Origin of the sequence: Paracoccus panacisoli, from assembly GCF_042435015.1 — a bacterium.
In the GTDB taxonomy this organism is placed as follows: Bacteria; Pseudomonadota; Alphaproteobacteria; order Rhodobacterales; family Rhodobacteraceae; genus Paracoccus; species Paracoccus panacisoli.
Window position 1 is genome coordinate 37,862 of sequence record NZ_JBHMQU010000022.1, and the last position, 23,784, is coordinate 61,645.

Annotated in this window: 20 protein-coding genes and 1 tRNA gene; 14 read left to right on the plus strand and 7 right to left on the minus strand. The window is 71.1% G+C overall.

The genetic code is table 11. From position 1 onward, the window contains the following. Positions 1–339: 339 nt before the first annotated feature. Positions 340–1,746, minus strand: a complete 1,407-nt coding sequence (locus ACFHYO_RS05670) for a TolC family outer membrane protein (protein ID WP_052171876.1) — start codon at positions 1,744–1,746, stop codon at positions 340–342. Continuing rightward, positions 1,746–2,399: a protein-L-isoaspartate O-methyltransferase family protein gene (locus ACFHYO_RS05675; RefSeq protein ID WP_036703171.1), complete on the minus strand. Its 654-nt coding sequence runs from the start codon at positions 2,397–2,399 to the stop codon at positions 1,746–1,748. Before ACFHYO_RS05675 ends, ACFHYO_RS05670 begins: the two co-directional genes overlap by 1 nt. A gap of 241 nt (positions 2,400–2,640) precedes the next feature. Between ACFHYO_RS05675 and mog the strand changes: the two genes are divergently transcribed. Both mog and ACFHYO_RS05685 read left to right on the plus strand, forming a co-directional pair. Then, positions 2,641–3,183 carry a molybdopterin adenylyltransferase gene (gene mog / locus ACFHYO_RS05680; RefSeq protein ID WP_036703172.1) on the plus strand — a complete coding sequence of 181 codons (543 nt, stop codon included), beginning with the start codon at positions 2,641–2,643 and terminating at the stop codon, positions 3,181–3,183. A 296-nt stretch (positions 3,184–3,479) separates the two neighbouring features. Then, on the plus strand, positions 3,480–4,445 hold the full coding sequence (locus tag ACFHYO_RS05685) for a TAXI family TRAP transporter solute-binding subunit (RefSeq protein WP_394318974.1): 966 nt from the start codon (positions 3,480–3,482) through the stop codon (positions 4,443–4,445). On the opposite strand, the gene rsmD is transcribed toward ACFHYO_RS05685, so the two are convergent. From rsmD to ACFHYO_RS05700, 3 genes are all read right to left on the minus strand, one after another. Continuing rightward, positions 4,418–5,053, minus strand: a complete 636-nt coding sequence (gene rsmD, locus ACFHYO_RS05690) for a 16S rRNA (guanine(966)-N(2))-methyltransferase RsmD (RefSeq protein WP_394318976.1) — start codon at positions 5,051–5,053, stop codon at positions 4,418–4,420. The genes ACFHYO_RS05685 and rsmD overlap by 28 nt on opposite strands. 74 nt (positions 5,054–5,127) lie before the next feature. Next, on the minus strand, positions 5,128–5,844 hold the full coding sequence (locus tag ACFHYO_RS05695) for a response regulator (protein WP_036712443.1): 717 nt from the start codon (positions 5,842–5,844) through the stop codon (positions 5,128–5,130). Next, positions 5,841–6,491, minus strand: a complete 651-nt coding sequence (locus ACFHYO_RS05700; protein WP_394318978.1) for a MarR family winged helix-turn-helix transcriptional regulator — start codon at positions 6,489–6,491, stop codon at positions 5,841–5,843. Before ACFHYO_RS05700 ends, ACFHYO_RS05695 begins: the two co-directional genes overlap by 4 nt. Positions 6,492–6,640: 149 nt before the next feature. On the opposite strand from ACFHYO_RS05700, the gene ACFHYO_RS05705 reads away from it, so the two are divergent. The 6 genes from ACFHYO_RS05705 to ACFHYO_RS05730 all read left to right on the plus strand — a co-directional run bounded on the left by ACFHYO_RS05705 (position 6,641) and on the right by ACFHYO_RS05730 (position 15,789). Further along, positions 6,641–7,513 carry a branched-chain amino acid aminotransferase gene (locus ACFHYO_RS05705; RefSeq protein WP_043134260.1) on the plus strand — a complete coding sequence of 291 codons (873 nt, stop codon included), beginning with the start codon at positions 6,641–6,643 and terminating at the stop codon, positions 7,511–7,513. Between the two features lie 216 nt (positions 7,514–7,729). Further along, positions 7,730–8,872, plus strand: coding sequence for a GNAT family N-acetyltransferase (locus ACFHYO_RS05710; protein WP_394318980.1), 1,143 nt, complete (start codon positions 7,730–7,732; stop codon positions 8,870–8,872). Positions 8,873–9,010: 138 nt separating this feature from the next. Next, complete coding sequence (locus ACFHYO_RS05715; RefSeq protein ID WP_394318982.1) at positions 9,011–12,109, plus strand: calcium-binding protein; 3,099 nt, start codon at positions 9,011–9,013, stop codon at positions 12,107–12,109. Between the two features lie 93 nt (positions 12,110–12,202). Next, positions 12,203–13,102 carry an acetylglutamate kinase gene (gene argB, locus ACFHYO_RS05720; protein WP_036711816.1) on the plus strand — a complete coding sequence of 300 codons (900 nt, stop codon included), beginning with the start codon at positions 12,203–12,205 and terminating at the stop codon, positions 13,100–13,102. Positions 13,103–13,189: 87 nt separating this feature from the next. Then, positions 13,190–13,708: a SixA phosphatase family protein gene (locus ACFHYO_RS05725; protein WP_394318983.1), complete on the plus strand. Its 519-nt coding sequence runs from the start codon at positions 13,190–13,192 to the stop codon at positions 13,706–13,708. Positions 13,709–15,132: 1,424 nt separating this feature from the next. Beyond that, complete coding sequence (locus ACFHYO_RS05730; protein ID WP_036711808.1) at positions 15,133–15,789, plus strand: L,D-transpeptidase; 657 nt, start codon at positions 15,133–15,135, stop codon at positions 15,787–15,789. Between the two features lie 277 nt (positions 15,790–16,066). Here ACFHYO_RS05730 and ACFHYO_RS05735 read toward each other — a convergent pair whose 3' ends face one another. Further along, positions 16,067–17,266, minus strand: a complete 1,200-nt coding sequence (locus ACFHYO_RS05735) for a PP2C family protein-serine/threonine phosphatase (protein WP_394318985.1) — start codon at positions 17,264–17,266, stop codon at positions 16,067–16,069. A 185-nt stretch (positions 17,267–17,451) separates the two neighbouring features. Here ACFHYO_RS05735 and ACFHYO_RS05740 point away from each other — a divergent pair, with 185 nt between their 5' ends. Then, the gene (locus ACFHYO_RS05740; protein WP_394318986.1) at positions 17,452–17,814 is read left to right on the plus strand and encodes an Hpt domain-containing protein; all 363 of its coding nucleotides are present in this window, start codon (positions 17,452–17,454) and stop codon (positions 17,812–17,814) included. 25 nt (positions 17,815–17,839) lie between these two features. On the opposite strand, the gene ilvA is transcribed toward ACFHYO_RS05740, so the two are convergent. After that, positions 17,840–19,087, minus strand: coding sequence for a threonine ammonia-lyase IlvA (gene ilvA, locus ACFHYO_RS05745; RefSeq protein ID WP_043133811.1), 1,248 nt, complete (start codon positions 19,085–19,087; stop codon positions 17,840–17,842). Positions 19,088–19,334: 247 nt separating this feature from the next. Between ilvA and ACFHYO_RS05750 the strand changes: the two genes are divergently transcribed. The 5 genes from ACFHYO_RS05750 (at position 19,335) to ACFHYO_RS05770 (ending at position 23,723) form a co-directional block, all read left to right on the plus strand. Next, entirely contained in the window at positions 19,335–20,564 is a 1,230-nt protein-coding gene (locus tag ACFHYO_RS05750; RefSeq protein WP_394318988.1) for an argininosuccinate synthase, read from the plus strand. A 685-nt stretch (positions 20,565–21,249) separates the two neighbouring features. Further along, positions 21,250–21,624, plus strand: coding sequence for a hypothetical protein (locus tag ACFHYO_RS05755; protein ID WP_394318990.1), 375 nt, complete (start codon positions 21,250–21,252; stop codon positions 21,622–21,624). Between the two features lie 241 nt (positions 21,625–21,865). Further along, positions 21,866–21,939: transfer RNA gene (locus ACFHYO_RS05760), tRNA-Cys, on the plus strand. A 98-nt stretch (positions 21,940–22,037) separates the two neighbouring features. Beyond that, positions 22,038–23,228, plus strand: a complete 1,191-nt coding sequence (locus tag ACFHYO_RS05765) for a 3-deoxy-D-manno-octulosonic acid transferase (RefSeq protein WP_394318992.1) — start codon at positions 22,038–22,040, stop codon at positions 23,226–23,228. A gap of 72 nt (positions 23,229–23,300) precedes the next feature. Next, on the plus strand, positions 23,301–23,723 hold the full coding sequence (locus tag ACFHYO_RS05770; RefSeq protein WP_043133805.1) for a DUF1178 family protein: 423 nt from the start codon (positions 23,301–23,303) through the stop codon (positions 23,721–23,723). The last annotated feature ends 61 nt before the right edge of the window (positions 23,724–23,784 follow it).

Sequence of the window (23,784 nt, forward strand, 5' to 3'; positions counted from 1 at the left end):
AACCGACGCACCAACGGGCGTTGCACCGAAAGGCGAGCCAGCGACAACGGACGCACCCGGGTTCGAGGCAGTCTCCACCTCAGCCGGCGCCAAACCCGGCCCCCGCGCATCGGACTCCGCTCCCCCCGCGCAAGGCGCCGCGCCCACGGACCCCTCGCTCCGTCCCGCCGGCTCGAGCCGCAGGGGCGGCTCGGCGCCCGCAGCCCGCCCTGAAGGCGCGGCGTCTTGCGCGATCAGCCGCCGGATCGAGGCGAGCACGTCGCCGATGTCCTCACCCCGCCGGCTCCGCGGGCGGTCCAGCCGCAGCGGGTCGGTCATCGCCCGCCGCCCTGGGAGAGGTCAATTCCGCGGCTTGCCCGGATCGCGGCCGATGGCGCGCAGCACCCGGTCGAGATTCTCGCCCTGGGTGCTGGTATAGGGCGCCTCGCGCACCGCGTTGTAATAGGCCGAAGGGTCATAGGTCGGGACTCCCAGCTTGAGGTCTTTCACCGTCAAGAGTCCCATAGCGGCCAAAAGTTGATAATGTGCTAACTGGAGATTGGCTTCCGCCGTGATCTTGTTCGCCCGCGCCTCGAGCAGGTTCTGCTCGGCGTCGAGCACGTCGAGCGTGGTGCGGGCGCCCAGCGTCGCCTCCTCCCGCACCCCGTCATAGGCCTGCTGGGCGGCCGAGATCTGCTGGTCGATCGCGCCGATCTGTGCGCGGGCCACGTCGATGCTCGCCCAGGCCTTGCCCACCGCCTCGGCCACCTGGCGCGAGGCGTTGAGCAGCGCCGAGCGCGCCGCGTCGCGCTGGGCCATCTGCTTGCGGTGCGCGGCCGGCAGGCGGCCGCCCGAGTAGATCGTCTGCTTGGCCTCGATGCTGCCCGAGAGCGTCGTGGTCGTTTCAGGGTCGCCCAGGCCGAAGATCGTCTGCTGCGGCCGCCGCGTGGTGCCGAGGCCCAGCGAGCCGGTCACCTCGGGGCGGCGCTCGGCGGCGGCGGCGGCGACGCCCAGTTCGGACGCGGCTACGGCGCGCTGCGCCTGGCGAATCGCGGGGTGGGTCTTGACCGCCGTGGCGCGGGCCGACTCGAGCGATTTCGGCCGCTTGGGCAGCGGCGGCGGGGCGTCGAGCTTGCCGGGCTTGCGGCCGACGGCGGCCGTATAGGCCTCGCGCGCGACGGCGAGCTGCCCCTCAGCCGCGGCCAGCGAGGCGCGGGTGGCGGCCAGCTGCGCGTCGGCCAGCGCCACGTCGGTGGTGGTGATCTCGCCCACGTCGAAGCGGTCCTGCGCCGCCTGCCGCTCACGGCCCAGCAATTCGACCGAGTTGCGGTTCAGCGCTACCTGCTGCTCGGCCGAGCGGACCTCGAGGAAGGCCTGAACGGCGCTCAGCAGCACGTCCTGCTCGACCGCGATCAGCGATTCGCGGGTCGAGAGCACCTGCTCCTTGGCGATGTCGATGGCGAGCTGGTTGCGGCCCCAGTCATAGAGCGTCATCTGCCCGACCAGCTGGACGGTGTCCGAGACGATCTCGACCCCGTCCGAGCGGGTGAAATTGTGGCTCGCCACCCACTGCACCACCGGGCGCAGCGCGGCGGTGGCGCTGGCCACATCCTCGTCCGCGGCGCGCAGCAGCGCGCGGTTCTGGTCCAGAAGCGACGAGTGGCGATAGGCCGCCACCATGCTGTCGGCGAGCGATTCCGCCCAGGCCGGCACCCCGCCGAGCGCCGTCCCCAGGGCGAGGACCGCGGCGAGGGTGCGGCGGCGCATCACAGGACGAACCCCGGGCGCCGGGCAAAGCCGGGGAGGAGCGGGGCGGCAGCGTTGAAGGCCATGCGCCAGTCGATCCGCCCGTCGAGCTTGCGGCCGAGCCGCACGACGCCGAGCGCGCCCTCGAGGAACAGCGCGACGATCCGCCCGCCCTCGGCGAGCTGGTCCGCGATCGCCTCGGGCAGCTCCTCGATGCCGCCGCCGACGAGGATCGCGTCATAGGGGCCCTGCGCGGCTGCACCTTCGGTCAACCGGGCCTGCACCACGGCGACATTGTCGGCGCGGGCGGCGGCGAGGCGCTCGGTCGCGGCGGCGGCCATGTCGGGCAGTTCCTCGACCGCGACCACGGCCTGCGCCATCCGGCCCAGCACGGCGGCCGCGTAGCCGTAACCGCAGCCGAGGTCGAGCACGAGCTCGGTCGGCTGCACGTCGAGCGTGTCGATCATCTTGGCCAGCGTCCGCGGCTCGAGCAGCACGCGCCCGTGGCCAAGGTCCACGTTGTCGCCGACATAGGCCACGTCGCGGCGCGAGTCGGGCACGAAATCCTCACGCGGGATGTCGAGCATGGCGGCGATCACGGGGTATTTGGTGACATCGTTGGGGCGGACCTGGGTGTCCACCATCATCATGCGGCGCTGTTGGAAATCGGTCATCGCGGTCCATCCGGCTGTCGTGTCGGCTCGTCTTGCCACGATTGGCGGCGCGGGGCAACGGCGGGCAGGCGGGGGGGCGGCGTGACCGCACGGCGCGGGGTGCGGGCGACGCGATCGGTGCGGCAGCGCGTCCGGTTCCCTTCGCGGGCGCGAGCGGGCAGGATGACGCCCGGCGCGGCCTGCCGCGCCGCCGTCCGCATCCCCCCGGCGCCCCTGCCGCGCCCCATCCGCGAGGCCCCGAATGACCCAGCGCCAGACCGCCCGCATCGCCATCGTCACCGTCTCGGACCGCGCCAGCCGCGGGGAATACGAGGACAAGGGCGGCCCCGCCGCCGAGGCGTGGCTGCGCGAGGTGGTGACCTCGCCGGTCGAGATCGCCCGCCACATCGTCCCCGACGGGCGCGAGGGCGTCGCCGCGACCCTGCGGCGGCTGGCCGACGGCGAGGGCGCCGACCTCATCCTCATCACCGGCGGCACCGGCCCTGCGCCGCGCGACGAGACGCCGGAGGCGCTCGCCGACGTGATCGAGAAGGAGCTCGAGGGCTTCGGCGAGGCGATGCGGCGCGCCTCGCTCGACGAGGGGGTGCCGACGGCGATCCTGTCGCGTCAGTCGGCGGGCATCCGCGACGCCTGCCTGATGATCACCATCCCCGGCAAGCCGGCCGCCATCGCCACCTGCCTCGACGCGGTGTTCGCGGCGGTGCCCTATTGCCTCGACCTGATCGGCGCGGCGCGGATCGAGACGGACCCGGCGCGGATCGTGGCTTTCCGGCCGAAGGGGTGAAGGCGGGTCGGGGGCTCTGCCCCCGCGCCCGTTCCGGGCGCCCCCCCGGGATATTTGGGTCCAGCCCGAGGGGGTGGGGGCGTGCCTGCGAGGGGTGGTCTGGCGGCTGTAAGGCTGGCCGCACAGGGGCCATTGCCCCGGTGTCATGGCCCAGCCCGAGGCGTCCCGTGGCTCGACCGAGGGAGGCCGGCGCGGGGGCCGCGGTGCAACCCGGCCGCGGGCGGGGGTGTTGGGCCTCGCACGGGGGGGAGCCCCGGACACTCAAAAACATCAGGGATTTCAGGGGAGGAGCCCTTATGACCACATTCACACGCCGCGATCTGGGCCGGGTCGCGCTCGGGGCGGGGGCGCTGGTGGCGCTGCCGCGCGGGGGTCACGCCCGGACCTTCATCAACATCCTGACCGGCGGCACCTCGGGGGTCTATTACCCGCTCGGCGTGGCGCTGTCGCAGATCTACGGCGCCGGCATCGAGGGGGCGCAGACGCAGGTGCAGGCGACCAAGGCCTCGGTCGAGAACTGCGTTCTGCTGGACCGCCGGCGGGGCGAGCTGGCCTTCATCCTCGGCGACTCGCTCATGCACGCGGCCGAGGGCAACGCCGAGGCAGGGTTTCCGAGGCCGCTGACCTCGCTCAGGGTGCTGGCCGCGATCTATCCCAACTTCGCCCATCTGGTGGTGCGGCAGGATTCGGGCATCCGCACCTTCGCGGACGTGCGCGGGCACTCGCTGTCGGTGGGCGCGCCGGCGTCGGGGGCGGAACTCAGCAGCCGGCTGATGTTCGATGCGGCCGGGATGAGCTACAAGGACCTGAGCAAGGTGGAGTACCTGCCCTATTCGGACTCGGCCGAGCTGATCAAGAACCGCCAGCTCGACGGGACGCTGCAGTCGGCGGGGCTGGGGTCGGGGTTCATCCGTGACCTCGCGGCGTCGATCCCGATCACCATCGCCGAGGTGCCCGCCGCCGTCGCCGAGAAGATGGGCAAGCCGTTCCAGTCCGCGGTGATCCCCGCCGGCACCTACGAAGGGCAGGACGCCGACGTGATGACGGTGCTGACGCCGAACTACCTCGTCACCCACGATGAGGTGCCGGACGAGCTGGCCTATCAGATGGCGAAGCTGATGTACGCCAATCTCGACGCGCTCAAGGCGGCCCACTCGGCGGCCAATGACATCGACCCGATGAAGGCCGCGCAGAACCTGCCGGTGCCGCTGCATCCCGGTGCGGCGCGGTATTATCAGGAGGCCGGCGTCCCCATCGAGTGAGTGAGCAGCGTCACCAGCGTCGCCCCGTAGCGGCGCTGGTCGATCTGGGCGAGGCCCGGCGGGGGCAGGGGGGGCGCCTCCTCCTCCCACACCACGAGCGCGGCGGGGGCGAGCCAGCCGCCGGCCAGCGCCGAGGCGAGCGCCGCCTCGCCCCGCCGCTGCCCGTAGGGCGGGTCGAGGAACACCACGTCATAGCCCGGCCCGCGGTTCGGCCCGAGGTTCGTCGCGTCGCGGCGCCAGATGTCGGTCACCCCCATCGCCCTCGCCTTCTCGACATTGGCGCGCAACAGCGCCCGTGCCGCGGCGCCGTCATCGACGAACGCCACCCGCGCCGCGCCGCGGCTGAGCGCCTCGAGCCCGAGCGCGCCGGTGCCGGCGAAGAGGTCGAGCACCCGCGCACCCTCGAGCGTGACGCCGTGGCTGTTCTCGATGAGGTTGAACATCGCCTCGCGCACCCGGTCGGTCGTGGGCCGCAGATGCGCTGCCGGGTCGCCGTCGCCGACCTCGGCCAGTTTCAGCCCCCGCAGCCTGCCGCCGACGATCCGCATGATGTCCCGCTCCTTCGTGTCCGGTCGCGCCGGCTTTGCCCGTGTCGCAACCGGTGGCAAGTGAGGATGTGCAAATGGCCGGCAAGGTAGAACTGATGGCGCGTCGCAGGACCGAACGTCCCGCGTTGGCGCCCTCAGTCCGGCACCAGCATGTACCCCGCCCCCCGCACGGTCTGCAGGTAGCGCGGCTCGCGCGGGTCGGGTTCGAGCTTGCGGCGCAGGCGGGTGATCTGCACGTCGATGGCGCGTTCCGAGTTCTCGCCGCCCTCGTCGGGGTCGCGGCCCAGCACCTCGATCAGGGTCGGGCGGTCCACCGGCTCGCCGGGGCTCTCGGCCAGGCGGCGCATCAGCGTCTGCTCGCTGCCGGTCAGGCGGACGGGGCTCTCGCCCTGCCACAGCTCGCCCTTGCCGGCGTCGTAGCGCAACGGGCCGAGGGTCAGGTACTTCGGCCCGCTCGCCGCCGCCGCCGGCACCCGGCGCAGGATCGCGGCGATCCTGAGCAGCAGTTCGCGCGGCTCGAAGGGCTTGGCGAGGTAGTCGTCGGCCCCCGATTCGAGCCCGCGGATGCGGTCGTCGGTCTCGCCTCGCGCGGTCAGCAGCAGGACCGGGGTCTGGCTCTTCCGCCGCAGGTCGCGGGTCAGCGTCAGCCCGTCCTCGCCCGGCATCATCACGTCGAGCACGATGAGGTCGAAGTCGAGCCCGGCGAGCAGCCGCCGCGCCTGCGCGGCATCCCGCGCGGTGGTGACGAAATAGCCGCTGCGGACGAGGAAGCGGCGCAGCAGGCTGCGGATCCGCTCGTCATCGTCCACGATCAGCAGATGGGCGTCGGGGGCGGGCTCGGATCGGGTCATCCGCGCGGCCCCGCGCCGACCTCGCCGGGGGTGGGCGGGGCGTCGCGCAGCGCCTGGAACTGGGCCCGCGTCTCGCCGTCCATCATCGCCTCGAGCACCTGCCGGAAGCCGGTCACCGCCTGCGGCCCGGCGGCGCGATAGGCGGCGCGCATCCGCGCCCGCTGGCTCTCGGACAGCCGCCGTTCCAGCGCGGCGCCCTTGTCGGTGAGGGTGAGCTGCCGCTCGCGCCGGTCGCGGCGGCCGATGCGGCTGTCGACCAGCCCGTCCTCGATCAGCGCCCTGAGCACGCGGTTCAGCGACTGCTTGGTGACGCCCAGCACCTCGAGCAGCGCGGTCACGGTCAGCCCCGAGTCGCGGTGGATGAAATAGAGCGCCCGGTGATGGGCGCGGCCATAGCCGATCTCGGCCAGGATCAGGTCGGGGTCCGAGGTGAAGGCGCGATAGGCGAAATACATCGCCTCCATCCCGCGCCGGATCTGCTCGTCGGTGAGCGACAGCAGGGTTTCGGCGCCCGCCGGCACCCCCGGTGCCCCGAGCCCCGCGCCCAGCCCGCTGGCCGCCGCCTGCGCCACGCCGGTCGCGCGGGGATCGCGCCGCGCCTCGCGTTGCGCGTCGCGCGCGCCCGTCTTCAGTCCCGCGTTCTGCATCGTTGCCTCACAGTCATGGCGGCCATGATAGGGCAGCGTTGTTGACTTTCCAAGAATCAATCTCTACCGCTGGCCGTGGCGCAATTTTCTGCCACCGAAAGGGGGCAGGCGCGACACAATCTGAAAATGACCTGAGGTCGGGGGCTGACATGGCAGCGAGTTACGAGGATCGCGACGGCAAGATCTGGATGGACGGAGAGCTGGTGGACTGGCGCGATGCGCGCGTCCACATTCTCACCCATGCCCTCCACTATGCCAGCGCCGTATTCGAGGGCGAGCGCTGCTACGACGGCAAGATCTTCAAGTCGCGCGAGCACGCCGAGCGGCTGCTCAAGTCCGGCGAGCTGATCGACATGGAGATCCCGTGGACCGCCGACCAGATCGTCGCGGCCAAGGAGGAGGTGCTCAAGGCCAACGGCTTCACCAACGCCTATGTCCGCGCCATCGCCTTCCGCGGCGCCGGCCCCGACATGGGGGTCGCGGCCAGCCACAACCCGGTGCGGCTGGCGATCTGCACGTGGGAATGGGGCAGCTACTACGGCGACGCCAAGTGGCAGGGCGCCAAGCTCGACATCTCGAAGTGGAAGCGGCCGAGCCCCGAGACGATCCCGGCGGCGGCGAAGGCGGCGGGGCTCTACATGATCTGCACCATGTCCAAGCACGCGGCCGAGAAGAAGGGCTGCTCGGACGCGCTGTTCATGGACTATCGCGGCTACGTGGCCGAGGCGACCGGTGCCAACGTGTTCTTCGTGAAGGACGGCGAGATCCACACCCCGCTCGCCGATGCGTTCCTGAACGGCATCACCCGGCAGACCATCATCCAGATGTGCAAGGACCAGGGCATGGTCGTGCACGAGCGCCACATCCTGCCCGAGGAGGTGTCCGAGTTCCAGGAGTGCTTCCTGACCGGCTCGGCCGCCGAGGTCACCCCGGTGGCCCAGATCGGCGACGACTGGCATTTCCAGGTCGGAGCCACGACGCGCAAGATCGCCGAGGACTACGAGGCGCTCGTCCGCGCCTGAGCCAGACCGAGGGGCGCGCGCCCAACGCGGCGCGCCCCTCCCGCGCTTACGCCCGGCGGCCCCTCGGGCTGGACCCAAATATCCCGGGGGTGAGGAGGGTCAGACAAAGCTCCGGTGGAGCTTTGTCCCGACGAACGCCCTCGGGCCATGCCCGAAGGCTGGGGGCAGCGCCCCGGCCGGCGTTGACGTCGGACGAACGCCACCTATCTTCCCGGCATGGCTGATCTGAGCGTGTCCGTCCTGCCCGCGATCGCGGAAATCGAAGCGACCGCCTGGGACGGCTGCGGCGCGGCCGCGGGGCTGCGGGGCGATCCCTTCACCACCCACCGTTTCCTCGCCGCGCTCGAGGCGTCGGGCTCGGTCGGGCGGGGGACGGGGTGGCAGCCCGCCCATCTGGTCGCACGCGACGGGGCGGCGGTCGTGGGCGTCGCGCCGCTCTATCTCAAGACCCACAGCCAGGGCGAATACATCTTCGACCATCACTGGGCCGATGCGTGGCAGCGCGCGGGCGGGCGCTACTATCCCAAGCTGCAGTCCGCGGTGCCCTTCACCCCCGCGACCGGCCCCCGGCTGATCGCCGACAGCCCCGCGGTGCAGGCGGCGCTGCTGGCGGCGATGGCCGAGGTGGCCGGGCAGGCCGGGTTTTCGTCGGCCCATGTCACCTTCTGCACCGCGGCCGAGCGGCGGCTGGGCGAGGCGCAGGGCTGGCTCGGCCGCACGACGACCCAGTATCACTGGCAGAACGACGGCTACGCCGATTACGAGGATTTCCTGTCCCGCCTGTCGAGCCGCAAGCGCAAGGCGCTGCGGAAAGAGCGCGCCCGCGCGAACGAATTCGGCGGCCGGATCCGGGCGCTGCGCGGCGACGAGATCGCGCCGCGCCACTGGGACGCGATGTGGGCGTTCTACCAGGACACCGGCGGGCGAAAATGGGGGCGGCCCTATCTGACCCGCGCCTTCTTCGAGGCGCTGCACGAGACGATGCGCGACGACTGCCTGCTGGTCATCGCCGAGCGCGACGGCCGGGCGGTGGCCGGGGCGCTGAACCTGATCGGCGCCGATACGCTCTACGGCCGCTACTGGGGCTGCATCGAGGACCACCCGTTCCTGCATTTCGAGCTCTGCTACCACCGCGCCATCGACTGGGCGATCGCCCACGGGCTCGCCCGCGTCGAGGCCGGGGCACAGGGCGAACACAAGCTGGCGCGCGGCTATCTGCCCGCCGCGACGCACTCGATCCACTGGATCGCCGATCCCGGTTTCTGCGCCGCGCTCGCCGCCCATCTTGAGGACGAGGACGCCGCCGTCGGCGACGACATGGCCGAGACGGCGGCCTTCGGCCCCTACCGCCGCGGCTGAACCCGAAAAGGTTCCCGCGGCTGTAAGGGGCATTTGAGGCAGTTGAACGGCGCGTTAACGGCGAATCTTACCCCAAATTAACCCCTCGCCCGGCAGGATCGTCCACGGGGAACAAGGTGGACGACATGGATCGGGGACATGACGGGGTTTCGCCACATCGCAACGACCATGCAGGGGCAGGTCCGTAATCTCACGGACCTGACCCTCGGCAAGGTGGGCGACCGGCTGGTGCTGGTCGGGGCGACCCATGCGGGGGGCGGGTCGATCTATGCCGTGACCGGGGCCGACACCGCGCCGCAACTGGCCGAGAGCTACGCCTATGCCCGCAGCCTGCGCCACATGGCCGAGCCGCAGGCGCTGCTGATCGACCGGCCGGGCGGCGGAACGGCGCTGCTGACCGCGGGGATATCGGGCGGGGTGCGGGACGTGCGCTGGCTCGACCCCGACCTCGGCCGGGGGGCGGGGGACCGGGGCCTCTCCGGGGCGGGGCTGCCGTCCAGCCTGCTGGACGCGGGCAGCTTCACCACGGCCTCGGGGCGCTCGCTGCTCTGGACGACGCGCGACAACTCGGGCGAGCTGTCGATCTGGCACCAGCGCGCGGATGGCGGGCTGAGCCTGATGGCGCGCGATGCCTGGCCGGGGCGGATGCCGCCCGGCGGGCAGATCGACAGCGTGCTGACCCTGCGGCTGGGCGGGGTGGACATGATCGTGCAGGCCTCGACGCTGGGCAACTACATCGGCGCCCACGTCGTCACCCCGGACGGCCGGATGGGCAGCGGCCAGTTCGTCGGCAGCAGCCGCGGGACCGGCTTCAACGGCCCGCGCGACCTCGCCGCGGTCGAGGTCGAGGGCAAGCACTACGTCATCGTCAGCTCGGCCGGGTCGTCGTCCCTGACCACGGTGCGGATCGTCGCGGGCGGCGGGCTGGTGCCGGTCGATCACGTCATCGACGAGCGCACGACGCGCTTCCAGTCCGCCACGGTGATGGAGGCGGTGCAGATCGACGGCCGCGCCTTCGTCGTCGTGGGCGGGGCGGACGACGGGCTGAGCCTCTTCACCGTGACCCCGGACGGGCGGCTCGTGCATCTCGACACCATCGCCGACGCGGACGGCATGAGCCTCGCCAATGTCTCGGCGCTCGCGACCCGGGTGATCGACGGGCGCATCGTGGTCTTTGCCGCCTCGGCCACCGAGGACGGGATCAGCCAGTTCGTGATCGACCCCGGCCGGATCGGCCAGACCCGCCACGTCGATCAGGGCCGCCACGTCGGCACCGACGGCAACGACCTGATCCAGGGCGGGCTGAACACGACGCGGATCTCGGGCGGGGACGGCGACGACATCCTGATCTGCGGCTCGCGCGCCATCGACCTGTACGGCGGGGCGGGGGCGGACGTGTTCATGCCCCTGCGGGTCCGCGGCCAGGTGGCGATCCGCGACTTCGAGGCGGGGGTGGACCGGCTCGACTTTTCCATGATGGGGATGATCCGCTCGATCTGGCAGGTCAAGATGACCGCCCAGAGCTGGGGCATCCGCATCAAGTGCGGCGAGACGACGGTCAACGTCTACAGCCACAACGGCAAGCCGCTGTCGGCGTCGTGGTTCGACAACGCCATGTTCCCGGTCGCCCATTACCAGCCGCCGGACGTGCGCTCGACGGTGACCGGCACCGGCCGCGCGGACCTGCTGCGGGCCACCGAAGGCGGCTCGACCGTCTACGGCTTCACCGGCAACGACACGATCCTCGGCAGCCGGCTCGAGGATTTCATCGTCGGCGGCGCCGGTCACGACCGCATCAGCGCGGACGACGGCGAGGACACGATCTGGTCGGGCGGGGGCAACGATTTCATCCGCGCCGGGGGGATGAACGACATCGTGCTGGCGGGCGATGATCACGACCTCGTCATGGGCGAGGGCGGGGACGATAGCCTCGCCGGGCAGGGTGGAAACGACATCATCTTCGGCGGCTCCGGAAACGACCGCCTGAACGGCGGGTCCGGCGACGATTTCCTGGCTGGCGAGGACGGCGACGACCGCATCTGCGGGCTGGCTGGCAACGATCGGTTGATCGGGGGGAACGGCAACGACGTGCTGATCGATGCCGAGGGCAACAACGTGTTCCGCGACACCGCGGGCAACAACGTGATGTTCGCCGGCGCCGGGCGCGACCGGATGTTCGGGGGTTCGGGCAACGACACCATCCGATCGGGGGCGGGAAACGATTTCGTTGCCGGTGGCGGCGGGGAAGACAACGTGATCGCCGCGGCGGGCGACGACGTGGTGCTGGGAAACGAGGGCGACGACGTACTCCTTGGGCTCAGCGGTGCCGACTGGATGCACGGCGGTGGGGGGAACGACAGGATCTATGGCGGGACCGAGAACGACCGGCTGGCAGGCGGTACCGGGTCCGACCTCTTGATGGGCGAATCGGGAAACGACGTGTTGCTGGGCGGAGAGGGCGGCGACGCGCTATGCGGGCACAGCGGCAACGACACCCAGTTCGCCGGGGCGGGAGACGACCGTATGTCCGGTGGTCTGGGAGACGACCTTCTGGCCGGCGACGTGGGCGATGATTTCATGGCTGGGGACAGCGGCCGCGACCGGCTGATCGGGGGGGCGGGCCATGACAGCATCGATGGCGGCGCGGACGACGATGACCTGTGGGGAAACGGAGGGAGTGACTGGCTGATCGGCGGCGCGGGCAACGATCGGCTACGAGGAGGCATGGACAATGATACCCTCGACGGCAGTGATGGCGGGGATGTCCTGAACGGGCAGGGCGGCAACGACGTGCTTGACGGCGGGGCAGGCGACGACGTGCTGCTGGGCGACTGGGGGAACGATACGCTGGCGGGCGGTTCCGGCGCCGACCGGTTGGCCGGCGGGGCGGGCGACGACTTTCTTTCCGGCGGGGCGGGGGCCGACTGGCTCGTCGGCGATCCCGGGGCCGACATCTTCGTCTTCTCGGCGCTCGACGATCCGGCCGGCGGGCAGGACACCATCGCCGATTTCGTGAGGGGAGAGGACCGCATCGACCTCTCGGCGCTAGGCGCGGACATCGAGGGCGGGCTGTGGCTCGGCGGGCGGTCCTTCACTGGCCACGCGGGCGAGGTGATCCTGGTCGCCTATTCCGACGGGGTCCGCATCGCGCTGGATGCCGACGGCGACCGCGTGACCGACCTCTCCATCCGGGTCGAACGGCTGACGGCGCTCGGCCGCGACGATTTCCTGCTCTGAGCGGGTCGGTCCCGCCGGACTGGACCTCGGGCCGCGGTTTGCCTAGCTTCGCGCCACGCCCCTGAGGACAGCCACCGGATGAGACAGCAGAACATGGACCGCGATTTCGTCAGCACCGCCCGCACGCTCGCCGAAGCGCTGCCCTATATGCAGCGCTATGCCGGCGCGGTTGTGGTGGTGAAGTTCGGCGGCAACGCGATGGGCGACGACGCGGCGATGGCCGAGTTCGCGCGCGACATCGTGCTGATGAAGCAGGTGGGCATCCATCCCGTCGTCGTCCACGGCGGCGGGCCGATGATCAACGAGCTGCTCGACCGGCTGGGGATCGAAAGCCGCTTCGTCCGCGGCAAGCGCGTCACCACGCAAGAGGCCGTGCAGGTGGTCGAGATGGTCCTCTCGGGCCTCGTCAACAAGCGCATCGTCCAGGCGATCAACGACGCCGGCGGCCGCGCCATCGGCATCTCGGGCAAGGACGACGACCTGATGGTGTGCGAGGCCGACGACCCCGAACTCGGCTTCGTCGGGCGCCCGATCGAGATGAACGTCCAGATCATCCGCGACCTCTACGGCGCCGGGCTGATCCCGGTCATCGCCCCGGTCGCCACCGGCATGGCCGACAACGAGACCTTCAACGTCAACGGCGACACCGCAGCGGGGGCGATCGCGGGCGCACTCAAGGCCGACCGGCTGCTGCTCTTGACCGACGTGGCGGGGGTCAAGGACGGCTCGGGCCAGGTGCTGACCCAGATCCACCCCGACCAGGTGCGCGCGATGATCGCCGACGGCACCATCGCCGGGGGGATGATCCCCAAGACCGAGACCGCGCTCAAGGCGCTGGACGAGGGGGTGCGGGCGGTGGTGATCCTCGACGGGCGGGTGCCGCACGCGACCATGCTCGAGCTCTTCACCGAGCAGGGGGCGGGCAGCCTGATGCGGTCGACCGAGCCGCGGGTGAAGCCGCACGGGCTCAGGCAGGGCGGCAGCGGGCTTTAGCCGTCGTGAAAATCTAGCCGCCGTGGTGGCTTGCGGGCCGGCTATGCGGGTGGCAGTCTGACCCGGCACCCGCGGGAAAGGACCGAGATGACACCGCCCGGACATTGCCGCCTGATCCTGACCCGCCACGCCAAGTCCGACTGGGACGACCCGAGCCTGCCGGATCAGGAGCGGCCCCTGAACGCCCGCGGCCGCCGCTCGGCCCGGGCGCTGGGCGACTGGCTCGCCAGCCGCGGCTATGACCCCGAGGAGGTGCTCTGCTCGCCCGCGCGCCGCACCTGCGAGACGTGGGAGTGCGTGTCGAGCGCGGTGTTCGAGACCCGCCCGCCCGTCCGGCTCGAGCCCGCGCTCTACCACGCTGCGCCCGAGGTGATGCTGAAGGTGCTGCGCACGGCGACGGCGCCGACGGTGATGATGATCGGCCACAACCCCGGCATCGCCGCCTTCGCGGCGCAACTGCCGGCGCGCCCCCCGCTCTCGCCCGAGTTCCGCCGCTATCCCACGGCGGCAACGCTGGTGGTGGATTTCCAGACCGACGACTGGTCGAAGCTATGCCCCGGCGAGGGCAGCGTGTTGGATTTCGTACGGCTCGACGGGCGGGAGTGAGGCGGGGCAGGGTTGGGGGACCGAGGGGTGCGGCAATCACCGATGACCCCTGCGTTTCGTGCAGCGAGGATGATGGGCTGGACCCGACAGACGGCGTAGTTGCGCACGCGCCCTGACGTTCTGGGAGATGCGGGGCTACATATTCGCAAAACGAGATCAGCATTGCCTGGCTGAACCGCGGCAAACGATGATGTCCGGCTGCTGAGCGGCTCAGCGGGATACCAACGCCAAGTCTTGCGCACCTCGGCGACTTCATCCCGACCCAAGCACCGCTGACCGAGGCGAGTAGTTTACCAAGCGCCAACGGTGGCGACGTTGGCCTTTTGCCGGCTGCGCACGAAATGCTCCAAGCGCCTCCTCCATCTCTCCCGAGCGTAAAGCAAAGCTTTGCTCGCCACCCACCCAGAGGCACGGTGGGCGGCGCGCATGGCTCTCGCGTCGCGTTAAGGCTTTTGCGGACTAGGCTGTGCGCCTGCCCGGCGCCCCGTGCACCCTGCGCCGGGAGACTGAGTCCCGGTTCAAGCTAACTGACCCGTCCATAGCTTCCCAAGCCAAGGCACGGCATTCCAAGTTGCGCCCCTCTGCGGCAGGCTGAACTGTCTGAGAGGAGGGTCTGCCACCTTCGCGAGTTGCGGCTCGATGTGGACGCTCAAGCTCGAGTGAATAGGTGTTTTGGCTGGGCGAAGGTCGGGTCGTGTTTAATCTTAGAGGGGTCGTGAAATGTTTCTCCCGCTGCCCCGCACGCGTTGAGAGGCGTATCACGCGTTCTCTGACTGGTTTGGCGGTGCGCGGTGCGGCGCACCACACAGGCTCGACGGGTGATTGGCTGCACGGCATCGGTCGAGGCGTGCCTCACGCCGTGGCCGAACTTTTTCGCCCCTTGGCCACGTGCGGCCTCCTGCGGGCGACTTTGGTGGTCCGAGCAAAGAAATCCCGGGCACGGGCCAAACGCTCTTTGCCTCCAAGGAGAACGACTCGTGCTGTGCTGTTCTTGCCGGAGCAGCTGGCACCCTTAGCCAAGCCGGTGTGTGCTGTGGGGTACGGCTGGCCGGCTAAAACCGAGTCGCCAATGTCGGCTCGCATTTGGCGGATAGCCTTAGAGCGCAGCGCCTCAGGGCTAAGCTCATCCCCTGTGGTGCGGCGCCCATCCAGCGCGGCGCCTGCACGGTTGACCATTTCGCCCGCCTCCACCGCGTCCCGCCCCCTCGCGGCCTCGTAGAGATTCCCGTCTCCGCACCTGAGTCCCAGCCACCCGCCATCACATCCCCCACCCGATTGTGGCCCCGCCGCCGCAGCGACGGCGGGGTCGTGCGGCGGTGACGGTGGTTTGAATTGAAATCGGCGGCGCTCCGCCTATCTGCTTGGCCTGAATCAAGCAGGTTGCCGACAAGAGCCTCGACGGCCCGGCAGGACAGGAGACACACATGACCCGGATCGCCACGCCCGCCCTTCACCGGAGGCGGTTTCTCGCCAGTTCAGCCGCGCTCGGCGTCGCGACCGTCGCCGGCGCTGCTGCCGCGCAGGCGATCGACCCCTACACCGGCCAGCCGCTGCAGGGCGCGCCCGCGGCGGGCGCAACCCCGGACGCCGGCGTGGTGCAGTTCGACACCCAGGACAACCGGCGCAACCAGTCGAGCTTCCGGATGCACGACTGGCAGCCGTTCTTCGACAACCTCACCAACGGCGCGATCCTCGTGGATTTCACTTCGCGGGCGCTCAGCTTCTGGTCCGAGGACCAGACCGTCTTCCGGCTCTACCCCACCTCGATCCCGGTCAGCGAAGATCTGACGCGGAAGGGGCGGACCGAGATCATCAAGAAGGTCGAAGGGCCGACCTGGTCGCCCACCCCCGAGATGAAGAAGCGCAACCCCGAGTGGCCGGACTTCGTCCCTGCCGGCCCGGACAATCCGCTCGGTACCCACGCGCTGTGGCTGAGCTGGCAGTACTACCGCATCCACGGCACCCACGACACGCGCAAGATCGGGCGGAAGTCGTCGAACGGCTGCATCGGGCTTTACAACGAGCACATCAAGGAGCTGTACGGCCTGACCAAGATCGGCACGCAGGTGCTGGTGATCTGAGGACGGCAGCGGCCGCGGTCGGCTCGCCGGCGCTGCGTCTGACGCGCGGGCCGAATGGGGCGAGCGGCCTATGAGCCGCCGTCCGCCCTCGGTCTGGCGGCGCGGCAGGGCAATTTGAAAGCGCCGCCTACGATGCGGCGCCCCTCAACCGGCCGCCCGCGGCGGGAGTGCGAGACGGCTGACCGCCCCCTTGCCGACCTCCAAAAGAAACCAAACCTCCGCCCGGCGCCCCGCCATCCTACCCTGTCACCTGCACAAGCGTCCCCACCAACCCCACTCACTCCCTCCCTCCCCGTGGCCCCGGCACCACCTCGGCCGGGGCGAGGTACTCGACCAAAAGCGCCGAGACGTCGTCCTGTCGCTCGCCCGAGGCGAACTCGGACACCGACCAGCACATCGATTCGAGCAGCCCGAACCCCGACAGGGGCGCATTGAGCTGCAGGATCGTCTTTAGACCTTCATCGCCCAGCAACTCGCCGCGGCGCGAGCAGGCGTCGGTGATCCCGTCCGACACGATCAGCAGCCGGTCGCCGCTGCCCAGCGTCACGACGGTCTCCTCGAACACGGGCGCCTCGATCACGCCGACCGGCAGGCCGCCGCCGCCGATCCGCTCGACCCCGCCGCCTGCGCGTTGCAGCGCCGGGTGCGGGTGGCCGGCCTGCACCAGTTGCAGCCGCCCGGTCGGCAGGTCCAGCCGGCCGTAGATCATGGTCAGGTAGTTGTCGGTCTGGATCCCGTCGAGCATCAGCCCGTTCAGCGCCGCGACGACCTGCACCGGCGACAGCGCGTGGTCGAGCGACAGCGAATCGATCTGCGTCGCGATCCGCGCCGTGATCAGCGCCGAGGCGACGCCGTGACCCGAGACATCCACCGCATAAAGCCCGACGGTCCGCTCATCGATCTGGTGGAACCCCACCAGGTCGCCGCCGATCATCCCCGCCGGCCGCATCAGCAGCGACAGCCTGAGCGGGCCGAAGCTGCGCTGCCGTTCGCGGATCAGCGCCTGCTGCAGCTTGCGGGCCTCGCGCAGGTCGGTGTTGATCTGCTCCTGCGCAGCGCTGAGGCGGTCGAGCGCGCCGCGCAGCTTGGCGTTCGCCTCGCTCAGCGTGTCCTGCATGTCGAGCACCCGCTCGGCCGCGCCGAGCCGCGCGACCAGCTCGGCCCCCGAGATCGGCTTGGTCAGGAAATCGTCGGCGCCGGCGCCCATCCCCTCGGTCACGTCGGCGCTGTCGTTGCGGGTGGTCAGAAGGATGAAGAAGCCGTAGCCGCGCCGCGGCAGGGCGCGATGCGCGCGGCAGAGGTCGAGCCCCGAGAGCCCGTCGAGATGCCAGTCCGAGAGGATCAGGTCCGGCTCGGACGCGCGGGCCAGCCGCAGCGCCTCGGACCCGTCCTCGGCCTCGATCACCCGGTAGCCCGCCCGCTCGAGGTGGATGCGCAGCATCCGCCGGTGCGCCCGGCTGCCGTCTGCCAGCAGCACCAGCCGGCCCGGCGCGCGCTCAGGCCGGGCAGGGGGGGCAAGGGGTGCATGGCGATTCGGCTGCCTCATGCCGCCTGTCTAGCGGGCGGGGGTGAACAGCCGGTTAAGCCGCGCATTGAGGGCGTTTACGGTTTGTGAACCCGCCGCCCGTATAAGCGGCGTCAGAGGCTGGCCAGAGGCGAACGATGATCGACTGGAAACGCATGGCGGCGCTGCGCCACGAGGTGGGGGAGGACGAGTTCGCCCCCCTCGTCGAGCTGTTTCTCGACGAGATCGAGGGGGCCATCATGACCATGGTCCCGAACGATCCCGACCGGATGGAGCAGCGGCTGCATTTCCTCAAGGGCTGCGGGCTGAACATGGGGCTGAACGCCTTCTGCCGCCTCTGCGACACGTGGGAGCGGATGGTCGCCACCGGGCTCGGCGACCAGCTCGACGTCGAGGCGCTGATGGCGGGCTACGCCGCCTCGAAGCAGGCGCTGATGCGCGACCTCGAGGCGATGACCGCGCCGCCGACCGATGCAGCGGGGCGCGAGGGGGCCGCGTGAGGCGAATCGGCCCTGCCGCGGGGCCTCAGATGAGGAACTCGGCCAGCACCGGGTCGCCGGTGATGTCGCGCCAGTCGAACCCGGCCTCGGCCAGCCGCGCGTTCAATGCATCGAGATTGGCCGGGTCGGTGGTCTCGATCCCGATCAGCACCGAGCCGAAGTTGCGGGCCGATTTCTTGAGGTACTCGAAGCGGGCAATATCGTCCTCGGGGCCGAGCAGGTTCAGGAACTCGCGCAGCGCGCCGGGCCGCTGCGGCAGCCGCAGGATGAAGTATTTCTTCAGCCCCGCCCAGCGTTGCGCGCGCTCGCGCACCTCGGGCAGCCGCTCGAAGTCGAAGTTGCCGCCCGAGCAGATGCAGACCACCCGCCGCCCGGCGAGACGGCCCTGCGCCGCAAGGTCGCGCAGTGCGTCGATGGCCAGCGCGCCCGCGGGCTCGAGGACGATCCCCTCGCCGTTCAGCATCTCGAGCATGGTGGCGCTGATCCGGTCCTCGGGCGCCTGCAGCGTGTCCGAGACCGCGAATCGGCCCAGCCGGGCAAAGGGCAGCGCACCGATCCGCGCCACCGCGGCGCCATCGACGAAGCTGTCCACCCGGGGCAGGGTGACCGGCGCACCCTCCGCCAGCGCCGCGGCGAGGCTGGCGCCGCCCGCGGGCTCGACGAAGGCAAAGCCGGTCTGCGGGGCGCTCAGCGCGCAGTATTCGGTGACCCCGGCGGCCAGCCCGCCGCCGCCGACCGGCAGCACCACGAGGTCGGGCGCGGCGTCGATCTGCGCCAGCATCTCGGCCGCGACCGTGGCCTGGCCCTCGATCACCCGCGCGTCGTCGAAGGGCGACAGGAACACGGCCCCATGCGCGGCGGTGTAATCCTGCGCCGCCTTCAACGTCTGGTCGAAGTAGTCGCCGGTCAGCACGATCTCGACCGCGCCCGCGCCGAACATCCGGGTCTTGTCGATCTTCTGCCGCGGCGTGGTGACCGGCATGAAGATCACCCCCCGCGCGCCGAAGTGCCGGCAGGCGAAGGCCACGCCCTGGGCGTGGTTGCCGGCGCTGGCGCAGACGAAGCGCGCGCCAGGGCCCGCGCCCGCGTGACGCATGGCGTTGAAGGCGCCGCGCAGCTTGTAGCTGCGCACCGGGGTCAGATCCTCGCGCTTGAGCCAGATGTCGGCGTCGTATCGCGCCGAAAGGTGGTCGTTGCGCTGCAGCGGCGTCGGGTCGAAGAGCGTCCGCAGCGCCGCCTCGGCGTCCGCGACCGCGGCCAGGAAATCGCTCATCGCCACGCCTCCACGCCCGGGCGACCGGCCGTGTCCGCGGCACCCCCGATGCGGGCCGGGACACCGGCCCCGGCACGGTCCCGGAGCTGCGCCTGCCGGGTCGCCGCGATCCTGTCGTTCATCCGCCTCGCCCTCGCCTTCGTCCTGGCCCTGACCCTCCGCGCCGCGCGGCGGCTGCGCCGTTCCACTTGTGAGCCTGCCCGAAACCCCATAATCCCCAAGCCAGCCAGCGAAAAGGGGACCGCAGATGAGCGCCGCGCCGAAAAAAGTCGTTCTCGCCTATTCCGGGGGGCTCGACACCTCGATCATCCTCAAGTGGCTGCAGACCGAATATGGCTGCGAGGTCATCACCTTCACCGCCGACCTCGGCCAGGGCGAAGAGCTCGAGCCGGCCCGCGCGAAGGCCGAGTTGCTTGGGATCCGCTCCGAGAACATCCACATCGAGGACGTCCGCGAGGAGTTCGTGCGCGACTACGTCTTCCCGATGTTCCGCGCCAATGCGGTCTACGAGGGGTTGTATCTGCTCGGCACCTCGATCGCCCGGCCGTTGATCGCCAAGCGGCTGGTCGAGCTGGCGCATCAGCACGGCGCCGACGCGGTGGCGCATGGCGCGACGGGCAAGGGCAACGACCAGGTGCGCTTCGAGCTGTCGGCGTATGCGCTCGACCCCGCGATCAAGGTGATCGCGCCGTGGCGGCTGTGGGACCTGACCTCGCGCACCAAGCTGATCGAGTTCGCCGAGGCGCACCAGATCCCGATCGCCAAGGACAAGCGCGGCGAGGCGCCGTTCTCGGTCGATGCGAACCTGCTGCACACCTCGTCCGAGGGCAAGGCGCTGGAAAACCCGGCCGAAGAGGCCCCGGAGTACGTCTACGCCCGCACCGTCAGCCCCGAAGAGGCGCCGGACGAGCCGCAATACGTCGAGATCGGCTTCGAGCGCGGCGACGCGGTCTCGATCGACGGCGAGGCGCTGTCGCCCGCGACGATCCTCACCCGCCTGAACGAACTGGGCCGCACCCACGGCATCGGCCGGCTCGATTTCGTCGAGAACCGCTTCGTCGGCATGAAGTCGCGCGGCATCTACGAGACCCCCGGCGGCACGATCCTGCTCGAGGCGCACCGCGGGATCGAGCAGATCACGCTCGACAGCGGCTCGGGCCACCTCAAGGACAGCCTGATGCCGCGCTATGCCGAGCTGATTTACAACGGCTTCTGGTTCTCGCCCGAGCGCGAGATGCTGCAGGCGCTGATCGACAAGAGCCAGGAGCACGTCACGGGCACGGTGCGGCTGAAGCTCTACAAGGGCTCGGCGCACACGGTCGGGCGCTGGTCGGATCACTCGCTCTACAGCGAGGCGCACGTGACCTTCGAGGACGACGCCGGCGCCTACGACCAGAAGGACGCGGCCGGGTTCATCCGGCTGAACGCCCTGCGGCTCAAGCTGATCGGCAACCGCAACGCCCGCGTGGGCGGCTGAGCGGGGCGAGACCGCGGGGTTGAGCTAGGCGGGGGCGCGCTCGGAGGGGAGCGGGCGGAACGCAGGCCTGCCCCTGACGGCACACCGCCGGAGGGAAGGGTGCCGCGCCGTGCGCGGCTCGTCGCAAGCGCGGACGCGTTGACGCGGCAGGCTGTCTTGATGGCCTGCGGCACTCGGGGGGGTGTTGCTCTCGTCCACCACCACCGACGGTGATCTGCGCTTATCGGCTTTCAGCAGCTCAACGTCGCGCGGCGGGTCGGCGCGAGCGCAGACGCGTTGACGCGACGGGCGGTCTGAGGCCTCTAGTGCAGCCGGGGGAGGACGGGTCGTTATTGTCCGCACCGCCGGCGCCGACAGGCGCACGTCAACACCCAACAGTTCGTCGTCGGTCTCCCGTTGGCATCGCCAGCGTGCTTTCCCGGAAGGGGCTGTGGGGCAGACACATGCCGCAGTGGTTCTGCGCTGTTGGCGTTCGGGACGTTCTGGGAGTTCTGGGCAGCCAAGTACGGACCGTCACCCGGTGGCCTGCAGCGCAGAGCCCGTGGGTGCAGCGGGAAACTGCGCAACGGTTCGTCACACTCCAGTTCTTGGGCGCCGCCGCTGGGCCGGGCTGGTTGGGTAACCGTCTGTGCAACACGAGCTTCCGACTTTGCGTAGGAACGTCCCAAGTGCGAGGGAACCCCGGTTGATAAGCACCGGTAAGGCCCGCGCGATCTGGTTCAGCCACGTCCAGTGGATCATCCGGGAGATGATGCCCCTCCACTTGTTCACTGGCGCCGCGCTTGAGCGGCGGTGCGTGCGCTGGGCGCACCACGCCTATCCGGTGATGCCCGAGCACCGGACGGACGGTCGGGCGCGCCGAAGGAAGTCTTCCGCTTCAGGTCGACGCTTCGGCAGCGCGCGGACGGGTAGGGATCGCTGGGCGTCGGTCCGGCTCGACGTGACGCTGACCGGGCGTGACGCTGACGCCGACGCCGCGATCCGTGCCACGGACGGCCGCACCGGCGCGTCAACCGCGGACCGTGAATTCTGCTGGTTCGACATCCCGCTGTTTCGATAACCCTGTGGGGGCGAAAGCAATAAGGGCGGCGGACCGCACAGGCTTGCCGTGCACTGCCACACAAACCGCGCCAGCCGGCCCGCGAGAGACAGGAGATTTCCTTCGCAACGCTGCGAGCCGGCCGATCGGAGGCCCCGTCACTGATAGCGCCTAGCTGACCCGCTCCCCGCCGCCACCGCACCCCCTTCCTGCCGTCTTGCCCTGCGCGCCGGATTGGCCTATCTCTCCGCCACCTCACGGCGGCGGGTTGGCGGAGAGGTTACGCAGCGGATTGCAAATCCGTGAAGACCGGTTCGATTCCGGTACCCGCCTCCATCCTTCCCGGCGCCGGCCTCTCGGCCGCGCAAGCGTGCCCCTCGCGGCAGCACCGGGGAAAGCGCAGGCCCTCCCTCTCACAGCAGGTGGCTCAGGACATGATCTACCGCAGCATTTCGGGCCTCGTCGGCGCCGCCCTGCGCCCGCTTGGGCGGGGCGTGGCGCGTGAGCGGCTGGCGCTCGACCTGCCGGACCTGCCGCAGGGCGCGATCTGGGTCCACGGGGCCAGCGTCGGAGAGCTGAACTCGGCGCGGCCCGTGGTCGCGGCGCTGGCGGCGGTCCGGCCGGTGGTGGTGAGCGCCAACAGCGACACCGGGCTGGCGGTGGCGCGGGGCTGGGGGCTGCCGGCGCTGCGGGCGCCGCTCGACGCGCCGCAGGCGGTGGGGCGGTTCCTCGACGCGCTGCAGCCGGCGCTGGCCGTCACGATCGAGAACGAACTCTGGCCCAACCGGGCTGCGGCGCTGACCGCGCGGGGGATCCCGCAGGCGCTGATCGGGGCGCGGATGTCGGCGCGCTCGGCCCGCAGCTGGGGGCGGGTGCCCCGCCTCGCGGCGGCGGCGCTGGCGGGGGTGCGGCTCGCCTCGGCGCAGGACGCGGGGACCGAGGCGCGGTTGCTGGCGCTGGGCCTGCCCGCGGCGGCCGTCGCGCCGCGGCTGAACCTCAAGCTGCTGACCCCCGCCGCGACCCAGCCCCCCGCCACCGAGGCGGGGCGCGGGCGCGTGTGGCTCGCCGCCTCGACCCATCCGGGCGAGGATGAGATCGCGCTCGCCGCCCATGCCGCGCTCGGCGCGCGCTGGCCGGACGCGCGGCTGATCCTCGCCCCGCGCCACCCCCAGCGGGCCGACGCGGTGGCGGCGCTGATCGCCGCGCGCGGCTTGCGCCACGACCGCCTCGGCGCGCGCGAGGTCGCCGCCGTGCCGCCTGTGCCGGTGCTGCTGATCGACCGGCTCGGTGCGCTCGACGGGGCCTATGCGGCGGCGGGCATCTGCCTGACGGGCGGCTCGCTGGTCGATCACGGCGGGCACACCCCGTGGGAGCCCGCGGCCCACGCCTGCGCCCTGCTGCACGGGCCGCATGTCGCCAATTTCGCCGCCGATTATGCGGCGCTCGACGCGCAGGGGGCGGCGCGCGAGGTGACCGCGGCGACGCTCGCCACGACGCTCGAGGCGCTGATGGCCGGCGAGGCCCGCCGCCGAAAGATGGGTACCGCCGCCCGCGCCGCGCTCGACGCCGCCGCGCCCGATCCGGCGGGGCTGGTGGCGGCGCTGCTGGCGCTCGCGCGCGACTGAGCGCACCGGCCCGCCCTTGCACGGCTGCGCCGAGCGGCCGATATGTGCCGGGACAAGGAGGCTGCGACCATCATGATCCGCTATGCCCTGCGCTGCGACAAAGGCCACGCGTTCGACGGCTGGTTCCGCTCGGCCGAGGGCTTCGACGCGCTGCGCCAGGCGGGGCAGGTGGGCTGCGCGATCTGCGGCTCGCACGCGGTCGAGAAGGCGCCGATGGCGCCCGCGGTGCCGGCCCGTGACGAGGCGGCGGCGCGCCCGCTCGACGCGCCCGGCTCGGCGGCCGAGCAGGCGCTGGCCGAGCTGCGCAAGCGAATCGAGGCGGGGTCGGACTACGTCGGGACCGAGTTCGCCCGCGAGGCGCGCGCCATGCACGAGGGCGAGATGCCGTCGCGCCCGATCCACGGCGAGGCGCGGCTGGAAGAGGCCAGGAAGCTGATCGAGGACGGGGTGCCGGTGGCGCCGCTGCCCTTCCGGCTGCGGCGCAAGGTCAACTAGCCGCGCACGGCTGGGCCGAATGCGGGGCAGGGGGCGCAGGGCGGCGAACCGCCCCGCGCCG